Here is an 11,263-nt window from a genome sequence, read left to right on the forward strand (position 1 = left end):
AACTCTCCCTACCTGTTCGATTGGCCGGTTCCACTTCATTCTCAGGGCGGCAGTCCGGCTTGCCTTAGGGTTTCGGCGAAGTCCTTCCCAACCTGAAACTGCGCACTTGGCGAATTCTTCAGCCAGCGGCTTACGGTCAGATCCGGCTGACGCTCGCGCAGTTCGCTGATGGTCCGGGCTGCCAGTTCGGTGTGTCCAAGACGCATTTCCGCGACAGCCTTGGCACGCAGCGTCGAGGTGTGCGCGCGGTTGGAGCGAAGCGACTGGTTGGCGAACTCGAGAGCGCGGTCATATTTTTCGGCCGTAACGCAGGCGGATGCCGCAAGCGACAGGAAAAAGTACCTGTAGGGATCGATGGGAGACAGGCGGAGGGCCAGTTCCGTGTCCTTGACAGCCTCCTCGCCAGCTCCCTTGAACGCGAAGAGAGTGCCGCGCAGCAGGCGGCCCATGGCGTAATTCGGATTGTATTCAAGGGCCATGTTGTAACGCTGTTCAGCTTCTTCGAGCTTGTGCGCGAGATTGGTGAGGGTAAATCCTTCGGAAACAAGGGCCGTGACATTTGTCGGGTCGTGGTCGAGCGCGGTTTGCGTGCAACTCAAGGCAAGGGATTTTTCGCGCTCGGGCGAATCCGTCCAACCCTGTTGAACCGCCAGAACGTGCCATTTTGCCTTCCATGCCAGGGCCATTGCGGGTTGGCGCGACGAACGGTGGATCAGTTCGTCAAGAAGTTCGGCGGCGTATTCGAAATGGTGGCGCGAGAGCCTGTAGATCAGTCCGATCGCGCTCATCAGAAGCGAATAGGCATCGAGCGTCTGCATCGGGCAGGACAGTGCCTGTTGCACCTCGCTCCGGAAGATTGCCGCGTGGCAGTCCTTGGCGAACTGATACATGACGGATGAATCGCTAAGGAGAGTAGGAACCTCTTCGCTCAGGCGATCCGACCAAATCACGCGGCCGGTTTTCGCGTCGGCGAGTTCTGCGTCCAAAATTACGTGGTTCGCATCGCCGCTATAGGTTCCGGACAGGACAAAATCTGCCTGAAGCGTCTCCGAAATCTTGGCAAGGGAGATGTTCCGCATGCGAAAACCTGTCGTCGACAGGCGGGAAATGACATTGAGTTCCGTGGACCGCGACAGTGCGACGATCAATTCCTCTGCGAGCACTTCACCGAGCACGTAATTGTCTCTTGATCTGCTGCGTGGCGTGAAGGGAATAACCGCGACGGTGGGGAACAGGTCTTCGAATTGCTGTAACGGGAAAATGCTCGGGTGAGTTCCCACGGGATGAACCCTGAAGGCCCGCACCGTCTCGGCGACATTCTTGAGGTGGCAATCCCCAAGATCCTCGAATTCCGCGTCGAGTTCGCTTGCCAATGCATCCCTGACCTCCGCGGAGGCAACAATCTCTCCGGGGCGGGCAAGCGACATGAGACGGGCGGCGATGTTGACGTGGTTGCCATAAATGTCGTCATCGCCGGTGGTGAGCACGTCGCCGGTGTCGATACCGATGCGTACCTGCAACCGGTTCACGGCAGGGAGTTGCTCGTTGATTTTTGCTAGTTCCGCGGTGAGACGCATTGCAAACCGGACTGCGCTTGTTGCGTGCTCGATTTCAGCCAGAATGCCGTCGCCCAAGGACTTCACGAGCCTGCCATCGTGTTCCGGCAGAAGGTCATCTTTCAGGTAGGCGACAAAGGAGAGCCAAGCTCCTATGGATGCATTGTCGGCGGTCGTAAACAGCCGCGCAGATCCAACTACGTCGGCAAAAAGTATTACTTTCTGCCGATTCTCCCATTTTTCGAATAGCCGTACGGGCTTTCGGTATTCAGCGGCTGCCTGCATGAATTTCCTCGCAGCGACAAAATCGTACCACCTGAAAACAGTCTAAAATCAAATATTAGGCACCAATTTTTCCCAGAAGTAATGATATGACGAATAATGATTGTTTCGCATAGACAGGTTTTCATACGCGTTTTCAACGCGAGCTACGCCACGGCCAGGCGAAATCGCTCCGTGTCCACTTGCGTGTTCGATAATATCTTTCTTTTTGTCGCTTCTAGCTTGCCTTCAATCTAGCCATCTGTAAAGCAATACATTTATTACGCTAGGGAAGTTTTCCTTAAATATTTAAATTTGATTGTTTTGGATGCGCATTTGCACTCGATCGTCGGAAAACAGGGAGGCGATGTGCTCTCGGTGCAATTGGCACTCGTGAAGCCTTCCGGCTGTCCTTCTTGGATATTTTCCTGATCCTGACAGGCTTGTTCCTTGCCCTTGTCGCCGCGCTCTCTTTCGTGAAGTGGCCGAAACCGGCACCTGCCGGCACTGGCGGAGGTCATGGATCCGTGTGAGCCGGCTATCTGGCCAGCCTTCTTGTTGAGTTACGGGTATCTAGCCAGTCGAAGTGATTTCGCCTTCGAACACCGGGAAGAGGGGGATCTTGGAATATTGCAACTTTCAATACACGTAATGGTATTGCTGTCGCATTCCGTCAACCTAGGGCGTTACATCTTCGTTATTTCATGCTAACGTAGCTGCCTGTTTGAAAAACAGATTGATGCGCTTTTGATTTGCAGGCGCTGCAAGTAAATTTTCGCTTTTCAAAATTCAGATGACCGTTCTCTCGAGTTTTCAATGGGAGGAAATAATGGCAGGCATAAGAAAAGACATTGCCAAGCTCGGCGGGCCATGGTCCGACACGATGCTTTGGTATGCGCGAGCCGTTGGTGAACTGCGGTCGCGCCAATTGCGTGATCGGACAAGCTGGCTCTATCTGGCAGCGATCCACGGCATCAACCCGCAGGGCTGGATTGACCAGAACATCATTTCATCGACTACGCCGGCACCAAACGCCGACGAGCAACGATTGATGTTCAACCAGTGTCAGCACGCGGGTTGGTTTTTCCTGCCCTGGCACAGGGGCTATCTGCATGCGTTCGAGGCAATCTTGGCAGACTGGATTGTCAGCCAGGGCGGTCCGACGACATGGGCATTGCCCTACTGGAATTATCTCAACGGGGCTGATCCGGCGTCGCGAGACTATCCGCAGGAATTCCTGGACAGCACCATTCCGGGTGACAACACGCCGAACCCGTTGGCCAACGCGTTTCGTGGCCCTGCCGTGAAACTTGGTCCGCAGGCCTGGATCAATGTCGACATTTCGCTCGACGCGCAAACCACGCAGACCGTTTACACATCGATACCCGGTACGCTTGGATATGGCGGGCCTATCAGCGGCTTCGACCAGCAGGGCAATGCCTATGGGGCGGTTGAAAGTGACCCGCACAATTTCGTGCATGTCATGGTTGGCGGCAACGTACCGCCCAGTCCGACCGGCTGGATGTACGATCCGGATTTTGCCGGTCTCGATCCGATCTTCTGGGTTCACCACTGCAACATCGACCGCTTGTGGGCGGCCTGGATGACCGGGGGAGGCAACTCCCAGGAAACCAGCCGGCCCTGGCTCAACGGGCCGTTCCCGCGCCAGTTCGCGATGCCGGACGCACAGCAAAATATTTCCATTTTCACGCCGGAAGACACGCTGCCGGGCGCGGCTCTTGCGCCGGTCTATGATAATCTGATCGATGGAACGGGCATTACGCCCACCGTGGGGATTTCAATGGCCACCACACCGACAGGCCGGGGCACTTCGACACTCGTCGGGGCAAACGACGAGGTGCTGCAGGTTACCGCAAGTCCGGTAACGGCACGCGTGAAGCTGGCTGCAGCGCCAGCTGCGGCCCTTGCTGCTGCAGCGCCGGCGGCAGCGGAGCGACTTTATCTCAACGTTGAAGGTGTCCGGGGAAACTCTCCGAGCGGTGTTCTATCCGTGAGGGTTGTTGCGCCAGGCATACCGGATGCGGAAATCAACGAAACTCTGGTGTTCTTCGGCCTTGGCAAGGCCAGTTCAACCGACGGCTCGCACGCAGGCAACGGCCTGTCATCAACCGTGGAAATCACCGACAAGGTTGCGGCCATGCAGGCGCGTGCTGGTGCTGCAATCCAGGAGCTTGAAGTCAGTCTCGTTCAGCCAGAGGGAACCACGTCGGAAATTACCGTCGACCGGATCAGCATCTACCGTCTCAGGGTTAGATGACATGTCCCGGCTGACGGCCTTTGCCGTGCAGACCAGTCGGGGCGCAATGCCCTGGCTGGTTGCCTTGAGCGCGGGCAGCTACCTTCTGCTCGGTTTCGCACAACCTGCTTCGAACGTCGCTGCTCTTTGCGGGCGCCTGAATGTTGCGCAATCCGTTTTTCTACCCGCACCGAACCTTCAATTCTCGCAGATCTTGCAAGCGGTAGCCGCGGACTGGATCCTGATGGTCGTGGCCATGATGGCGCCGCTGGTCGCTGCCAATCTGTCTTATGTCGGACGAGTGGTGCATGCATCCCAAAAGTTGGCTGCAAGTATTGCCTTTCTGCTCGGTTATCTCTGCGTCTGGATTTTGTCCGGCCTGTTGCTTGTGCCACTGGCGTTTGTCCTGGCGCTTGCCGGCGCCTGGATCGACCTGTCGTTGGCGCTCGGTGTCTCTGTCGTTTGGAGCATGTCACCGCTTGCCCAATGGGCCAGAAACAAGTGCCACGGCACCAGCCGGATTGCAGCTTTCGGACAAGAGGCACAGGCTGATAGTTGCTGGTTCGGACTTCGAACCGGGGCGGCCTGTGTGTTTGCCTGCTGGCCTTGGATGCTTGTGCCTTTGCAGGTGGAGACCGGCCACATTGCCGTGATGGTGCTGACAGGTCTCTATCTTTTCGCCGACCGGATTGCACCGCCTGCTCCCCCAGTCTGGCGCCTGCCTCCGGCACTGGAAACTGTCCTGGGGGTGTCGCTCCTGCCAGGAGGACGCAGAGCGAACAGGCTCAGTCTGCCCCACACCAAGCCGCTTGCTGCCACAAGCCAACCTGTCCGGAAACGCCATTGACGGTCAGAGGAGGAAATCATGCCGATCAATTTCATTCCGAACGACCCGAGAGCCGGACACCCGCCTGCAGCCGTCATCGAGGCGCATGCTGAGCGACCAGGTGAACTGGCCCGGTATGTCTATCTGGGCTCCGTCCCGGAAGACACATATCCAACTGACAGCGACGGCTTTTTGTTCTGGCAGTGCCGCGAGGCCGCTCTCAGAGCCATCGACCTTTGGGAGTTGATCGACGGGAGCACGCTGACCACGTGGCAGAACGGGAAAACCCTGCGGCTGAAACACAAGACACCGGGGCAGCCCCAACTCAACGCCTTTTACGACAGGCTTTCGCTTTCGTTTTTTCAGGTGGATGCTGCCGGGGGAGACAGTTACCGCTCAGGGGCAAGTACCGATGTTGTCGCACACGAGGCGGGCCATGCCTTTCTGGACGCAATCCGCCCGGATCTATGGGGTGCTTTTCAGGCGGAGCCGGGTGCTTTTCACGAAGCCTTCGGAGACTGCATCGCAATTCTCGTCGCGCTTCAGGACAAGGCGACCCGCCAGCTGCTTGCGGATCAAGGGCTGTTGAGACAGAAGAACTTTGTCGAGACCACTGCAGAGGATCTGTCCCACGGTATTGCCGTCCTGGTCGACGCAAATCACAATGCGGCGGTCCCACGGCGCGCTCTCAACACACATCAATGGGTGATGCCGGCCTCCTTGCCGGTGTCAGGTGGCCCGGGCGTTCTGATCAACGAAGTACATTCGCTGGGCATGATCTTCAGCGGTTGTTTTTACGACACGCTGACGAACATCTATCAGTCGCGCGGTGTGGAGAGCGAAAAAGGATTGCTGGCAGCGGCAAGGACAGCGGGAGAGCTGCTGGTTGCTGCTGCGCGTACGGCGCCACTTAAACCTCGATTTTTTCAGGCTGTCGGCAACGCCATGCTGATTGCGGACGGAATGCGCAATGCCGGGGTCAATGCCCAGGCGATCCGGGACGGGTTCGAGGCCCATAATGTGCTGTTGAATGCCGAACAACTGACATCCCCCACCGTGGTTCTGGCTGGCCGGCCGCCTTCGGAGACCGTTCAATCCGTTCGTGATGTGCTGACACAGGCCTCTCGCCGCAGCCTGCTGGAAGTCACCGGAGATGATACGGATCAGCGGTTCTACGGCAGCCGGCTGCAGCTTGGCGACCAGTCGGTTGCAGCCGTTCGTCGGCGCCAGAAGGTCTCGCTCGCAGATGTCGCCAGCGATCTGGAAGGCGTCTATTGCTACGTCGAGGAAGACGTCCTCATCGGTGAGCAAAACGGGAATGCCGCCCTGCTGGGCGAGGTGGAGACAGTTCGGCAATCCGCTGTCGAGGCGCAAAGCTTTGTCTTCAGCCTGCATGCCGCCGGTCAGATTTCCGAAGAGGCTCACAGCCGGGCAGGCGACGATACGATCGGTACCGTGAGCCATGTGGTCAGTAACGTGGGGGAGGAGCGTCGATTGCTCCGAAAGCGTTTCAATTGCCGGTGTCACGCTCTTCCAGGCACGGCAAGGGCCTTCCTGTGCACCTAATCAGTTGAAGCCCCTTCGCCGAAGTATGCGTCTGCCGGTCTCATCAGTTTCGACATAGTGCGTTGGTTGACCGAGAAGCGGTGACGCCATGCCTTCCAGTTCTCCTGCTTCAGCTTGGCCTGTCTCACCTGGTGCCATCTGAAGCTGGCCATTGGCCCGCAGGCTTTGAATGTAGGCCTTTGCCTCCTGGATCGTGTCTTCAGCAACCTCTTTGAATGCGACAGGGTGAGGGCTATCCGGCTGTTCAATGACGAACGACGTGGGAAGGTTCAGGAACAAGCCGGAGAGGGCGCCAAGTGCGCTGTCTTCCACGGATATCAGGCAATGACCTTCTGCTTCGATCCGCTCCGGGCGGAACGAAACTTGCTGGAGGTCGACAACACCTTCCGCGGCCGCCAGAACCGGCAGCACCAGTTGCAGGTTCTCGGCCGCGTTTCTTCCGGTTTTTCCGGCAATCTTCAATAGCATTGCCGGCCAGCCAGACATTCCATCGGCGCCAGTCTCTTCCAGAAGAAGTTTCGGTAAACCTGGCGGAAGAGCGCCATCCGTGCTGCCGGGTCCGGCGTCGATCAAAACACATTCCGATGCGGGGTCATTTACTGAGAAACGTTCCTGCAATTCTCCCAGGATTGTTGTGTCAACGCCGGGTTTGTTCGTCTCAATGACCTGGGACGGGCCAGCTGGAAGCCGTAGCTCTCTCAAGGTGGACAGGACTGCAGCTGCGTCATTTGACGTGCGAACAACCAGCGCAAAAGCAAGCCGAGCTCCCGTTTCACCTCTCATCCGACCAATCGCATCCAGTGCCTCACAGACGAAGGGTCTGAGGGCGCCATGCGGATCAAGAAGACTGTCCGGTGTCAGAAGCAGCAAGCGCAGCAGTTTGGCCTCCTGGTGTCCTCAGACGCGTTGCAGGAATTCAATGACCCGCCGGTGAGCAGGGCAGTCACCTGAACAAGTTCATGCCTTCCGAGTTTGATAGACATTGATAGTGGTAACACGTAGGTCGACTACTTTTGGAAATATGGGAAGTGCGCACCCCATTCGCGGTGTCCGAACCGCGTGCGAAAACATCCATAGGTTTTGATGTTACAGGTCATCCAGATTGTCCATCATCTGGTAGAAGAAGCCGATGGTCTTGCCGTATTCATCGACCCTGATGCGCTCATTGACACCATGGAAACCTTCAAATTCCTTCGTGTTTTCAAGCTGGATGCCGGTGATGGTAAAAACGTCCGGAGCGAACGGCCGGGCCTGGAAGTGTTTTGAATCCGAGCCGCCGATCACGAAGAACGGTGCCACGACGAGATCATTGCCCCAGATCTGACGAATGGTCTTTTCCAGTGCCTTGTAGCCGGGGCCTTCGGGGTCAGCCATGGCGGTAGCAGGTGTCGAGGCGGAGATGTCACGAATGGTTATGCGGTCGTCGCCGATGGCATCCTTTACGTGCTGGATGATGACCTCGGGCGTGTCGCCGGGCATGGGGCGAAAGTTCACGACGGCCGTCGCTGAAGGTGGCAGAACGTTATCCTTGATGCCGGCATTGAACATGCTGACGGCGATTGTCGTATGCATCATGGCCCGAGTGACCTGATTGCCGGCCATGACCTCGACAAACTGCTTTTCGAGATCGGTCATCTCGCCGTCCTTGCCGAAGGCAACGGCTGCATAAAGCGGTTGATAGGCTTCGTCCAGTTCAGGCCCGAGGTAACGATACTGATGACGCAGCGCAGGATGAATGCGGTAGGGAAACTGAGCGGCTTCCAGCTTGGTGATCGCCTTTGCGAGAATGCCGATGTTCGATTCCTCGGGCGGCTGCGATGAATGACCTCCGACCCCATGCATCGCCAGTTCCAGGCTGACGTAGCCCTTTTGCGCTATGCCGATCAGCGCCGTATTGTCTGGAAGTCCCGGGAACAGACCGGGCACCAGCGGAGCTGACTCATCCATGACGAAGGCAAATCGCTTGATGCCGCGTTTTTCCAGGGTCTCCGCAATGAATCTGGCCCCCTCCGGGCCACCGACTTCCTCATCCTGGCCAAAGACGAAATAAATCGTCCGTTCCGGCTGCCAGCCTTCCTTGATCTTCATTTCAGCGGCTTCAAGAATGCCGTGAATCTGGTTCTTGTCGTCAAGGACACCACGTCCCCAGATGTATCCGTCGGCAACTACCCCGGAGAAAGGATCCTGTTCCCACTGATCTCGCGAGTCCGCCGGCACTGGCACCACATCCTGATGGGCGTAGAAGAGGGCTGGCTCCAGATCCGGGTTCTTGCCTTGCCAGGTGTAGAGCAGGCTGTAGGGACGGGGATCGCCGAGGATTTCTCGCTTCAAGACCTTGTGTACCTCCGGATAGGCCTCGACAAGGAACGCGTGATAGTCCTCAAAGGCCTTGGTGTCGAAGTCGTCCCGGTCCTGGTTCGAGATCGTCGGAAACTGCACGGCCCTGGATAGTCGTTCGACCGCGCCATCGAGGTCGACGTCGATGGAAATCTGCTCGACGCCTTTCATTTGCTTGGAAGAGAAATCCTGCGGCTCTTCCGCAAAGGCAGTCGCGCCAAAGGCAATGGAAGCCACGAGTGAAAAGCCGGCCGCATATCTGGTGGGGCACTTCATGTTGGTCTCCTGGAGTGTGCGTTCGACTAGAACCGATCCTGGCTGATTGTGTTCTTGTAGATTTCGCCGTCCTTCATGATCAGGATGAAATTCTCATCGGAACTGCGATCAGGCCAACTATTGTTCTCGACCGTCACCCGGTTAGCGAGAAGTTGCATTCATTTTGCACCCATTTTTCGGGCTTGGTAATTAATCTTGATCAATCAGGTGGTCTGTTTTGCAAATTGGTCAAAAAGCGACGATGGGAAAGCACTACTTGAACCTGCGATCGTCGTCCTGGAAACCGGCTCTGTTTGCGGGGGGCTCTTTGGCTACTCGCTCATGGTCTGTCAGCGGCCCTTCGAATGCCGATGGTATAGAGAACCGTGGCATGGAATGGCGGAAACCGGTGCTGACAAAAAGAAAACCCGCCCGATCGTTTCCGATGGGCGGGTTCTTTCGTCTGGGCGCCGGGAGCCGCGCTGTGGCCGGTGGGAACCGGCCTTGGCGAACTCCCGGCTAAGCTTTGTGTGCGATCAGTATTCTATTAAAATCAAAGTATCATACAAATAAATTCAGGAAAAAATATTGGTGTGACTCTAAATGGGAAGATGAGTTCCTGTCGCTTCTAGAATAATATCTAAATACCTATCTCTATCCTCTTTGCTTTCGGTGTTAAATATTTGGTCGCTTTCCTCTTCTGCAATCTTTAGCGCTGGATATATTGAGCGTTCAACAATGTTGCTGGCGGCGTATAATAAGTAACAGTGCGATCCCAATGCAGCGAATTCCGCTTTAGCATGTCTTAAGGTGACATTGACCAAGGCTGCATTTTTAATTTCTCGTTCACCTGCCGTTTCAGATTTTCTGAAGTCTAAAGTTTCGGTGATATGGTATTTGCTGTTTTTCAATAAAAAATCTACATGCAATTTTCCAGAAGGTCCAATTGGCATGTTGGATATTACTTTGTGCTGGTCGATGTCATTGGCGCTTCTGCTCAATACATTGTACCTCTTGAGTATCTGCGCGACTTCAGTGGCTAACTTTTTGTTTTTAGTTTTTTTTGTTTTCTTTCGAGGCCTTCGTACATATTCATTCAGTATCGAATCTACTCGAATTTCATAGTCATCGATTGCATCAACAGAAAACCAGCCGTCTTTACTAATTTCAATGCTTGGAATTTGTCTGGCGAGGCTTAACCGATGTTCGGTTTCTAAACTCGGATCATCTTCAGTCTTGAGAATGGAGACCACCCAGTCGATTGTCTTGTGATCTATCTCATAATAATCGAAGAGCCTGTTTTCAGCGTTAATCCGAACATCAAGCTTGTCGTCGTCGAAGACAACAACGCCAATGTTTACGCGATCCTCGCGGTGCGCGAACGGGCGCAATTGCAGGATGGCGTAGTTATAAAAAAACGCCATTTTCCATTCCATTCCGAACAAATTCAACTTGGCGCTTCAACAAACCACCTTTGACATTTTCCAAAAACTGTTCACGATCCACTGGATCAAACCATTCCTCAGGCATTCCGAAAAAGGCTCTTTCGGCGAGGAACTCACTGCTTTGATCAATGGTTCGTAGAACGCGCTCAGCGGCGTTATCTGAAAAACCATGTGCTCCACGAAGCTTGTCAGCGAGTCTTATCGTATTAGATTGTTTTTCGATATTCAACGGAAAGCTTGTTGCAGGTTCTGTGAATATCTGTGCAGATCCAAAGTCGATAAGACTAACAGATGTGCTTGTGGTGGTATCGGAAGAGGAGTTTGGGTTTTCTTTTAATAGGAAATTGTTTGCATGGCGATCTTTATTTGCGATAACAAGATCGAAGGCCAATGTAGCTGAATATATTTCTTTAAAATTTTCAATCTTATACTGATTGTTGTTGCCTTCGGTAATTAATCTGTAGGCAAGAAGTTCATTTAGGACTGGGTCTTGTTCTGTCGAGCCAAATACCAATTCACCATCAGGCATCATCAAGGGTTTGTATTGGTGTATTGGCAAATTGAGCAAATCGGCCATCGAATGACAAAAATACTCGGTCGCGCATAAGTGGTGTTCGATACCACCTCGCTTGACAATGTAATACTTGCCATCCTCACACTGCGCACGCCCGAAGGCGTGCGCTGTTCCAAAGTTGACTACTCTATGTTCAACTACCCTCAGAGGGGTCAAAGCCATTTGCACCATCTTTTTCACCAAAAG

Annotated in this window: 9 protein-coding genes; 3 read left to right on the forward strand and 6 right to left on the reverse strand. The window is 54.8% G+C overall.

Going from position 1 to position 11,263, the window contains the following annotated elements; genetic code table 11:
- Positions 1–41 precede the first annotated feature (41 nt).
- Entirely contained in the window at positions 42–1,841 is a 1,800-nt protein-coding gene (locus tag FIV03_RS19100; protein WP_152510630.1) for a FlgO family outer membrane protein, read from the reverse strand.
- Between the two features lie 805 nt (positions 1,842–2,646).
- On the opposite strand from FIV03_RS19100, the gene FIV03_RS19105 reads away from it, so the two are divergent.
- From FIV03_RS19105 to FIV03_RS19115, 3 genes are read left to right on the forward strand one after another with little or no spacing between them, the layout of a single operon-like run.
- Entirely contained in the window at positions 2,647–4,095 is a 1,449-nt protein-coding gene (locus tag FIV03_RS19105; RefSeq protein WP_173013886.1) for a tyrosinase family protein, read from the forward strand.
- A gap of 1 nt (position 4,096) precedes the next feature.
- Positions 4,097–4,921 (forward strand): DUF2182 domain-containing protein, encoded by an 825-nt coding sequence (locus tag FIV03_RS19110; RefSeq protein ID WP_173013887.1) that lies wholly within the window; start codon positions 4,097–4,099, stop codon positions 4,919–4,921.
- Positions 4,922–4,939: 18 nt separating this feature from the next.
- Positions 4,940–6,466 (forward strand): hypothetical protein, encoded by a 1,527-nt coding sequence (locus FIV03_RS19115; RefSeq protein ID WP_152510633.1) that lies wholly within the window; start codon positions 4,940–4,942, stop codon positions 6,464–6,466.
- Here the strand turns inward: FIV03_RS19115 and FIV03_RS19120 are convergent, their stop codons facing one another.
- The 5 genes from FIV03_RS19120 to FIV03_RS19135 all read right to left on the reverse strand — a co-directional run bounded on the left by FIV03_RS19120 (position 6,467) and on the right by FIV03_RS19135 (position 11,248).
- Positions 6,467–6,952 (reverse strand): hypothetical protein, encoded by a 486-nt coding sequence (locus tag FIV03_RS19120; protein WP_152510634.1) that lies wholly within the window; start codon positions 6,950–6,952, stop codon positions 6,467–6,469.
- A 600-nt stretch (positions 6,953–7,552) separates the two neighbouring features.
- The gene (locus FIV03_RS19125; RefSeq protein ID WP_152510635.1) at positions 7,553–9,079 is read right to left on the reverse strand and encodes a M20 family peptidase; all 1,527 of its coding nucleotides are present in this window, start codon (positions 9,077–9,079) and stop codon (positions 7,553–7,555) included.
- A gap of 26 nt (positions 9,080–9,105) precedes the next feature.
- A complete protein-coding gene (locus FIV03_RS31915; protein ID WP_286202205.1) occupies positions 9,106–9,237 on the reverse strand; it encodes a hypothetical protein in 132 nt (43 codons plus the stop codon).
- Between the two features lie 420 nt (positions 9,238–9,657).
- Positions 9,658–10,482 carry a DUF3037 domain-containing protein gene (locus FIV03_RS19130; protein WP_173013888.1) on the reverse strand — a complete coding sequence of 275 codons (825 nt, stop codon included), beginning with the start codon at positions 10,480–10,482 and terminating at the stop codon, positions 9,658–9,660.
- Positions 10,466–11,248 (reverse strand): HipA family kinase, encoded by a 783-nt coding sequence (locus FIV03_RS19135; RefSeq protein ID WP_353622190.1) that lies wholly within the window; start codon positions 11,246–11,248, stop codon positions 10,466–10,468. Before FIV03_RS19135 ends, FIV03_RS19130 begins: the two co-directional genes overlap by 17 nt.
- Positions 11,249–11,263 lie beyond the last annotated feature (15 nt).

The sequence above is a fragment of the Labrenzia sp. THAF187b genome, from assembly GCF_009363375.1.
GTDB classification, from domain to species: Bacteria; Pseudomonadota; Alphaproteobacteria; order Rhizobiales; family Stappiaceae; genus Roseibium; species Roseibium algicola.

Coding starts and splice junctions, on each gene's coding strand:
- FIV03_RS19100 (WP_152510630.1), bottom strand. CDS start 1,841: ATGCAGGCAGCCGCTGAATACCGAAAGCCCGTACGGCTATTCGAAAAA.
- FIV03_RS19105 (WP_173013886.1), top strand. CDS start 2,647: ATGGCAGGCATAAGAAAAGACATTGCCAAGCTCGGCGGGCCATGGTCC.
- FIV03_RS19110 (WP_173013887.1), top strand. CDS start 4,097: ATGTCCCGGCTGACGGCCTTTGCCGTGCAGACCAGTCGGGGCGCAATG.
- FIV03_RS19115 (WP_152510633.1), top strand. CDS start 4,940: ATGCCGATCAATTTCATTCCGAACGACCCGAGAGCCGGACACCCGCCT.
- FIV03_RS19120 (WP_152510634.1), bottom strand. CDS start 6,952: ATGTCTGGCTGGCCGGCAATGCTATTGAAGATTGCCGGAAAAACCGGA.
- FIV03_RS19125 (WP_152510635.1), bottom strand. CDS start 9,079: ATGAAGTGCCCCACCAGATATGCGGCCGGCTTTTCACTCGTGGCTTCC.
- FIV03_RS31915 (WP_286202205.1), bottom strand. CDS start 9,237: ATGCAACTTCTCGCTAACCGGGTGACGGTCGAGAACAATAGTTGGCCT.
- FIV03_RS19130 (WP_173013888.1), bottom strand. CDS start 10,482: ATGGCGTTTTTTTATAACTACGCCATCCTGCAATTGCGCCCGTTCGCG.
- FIV03_RS19135 (WP_353622190.1), bottom strand. CDS start 11,248: ATGGTGCAAATGGCTTTGACCCCTCTGAGGGTAGTTGAACATAGAGTA.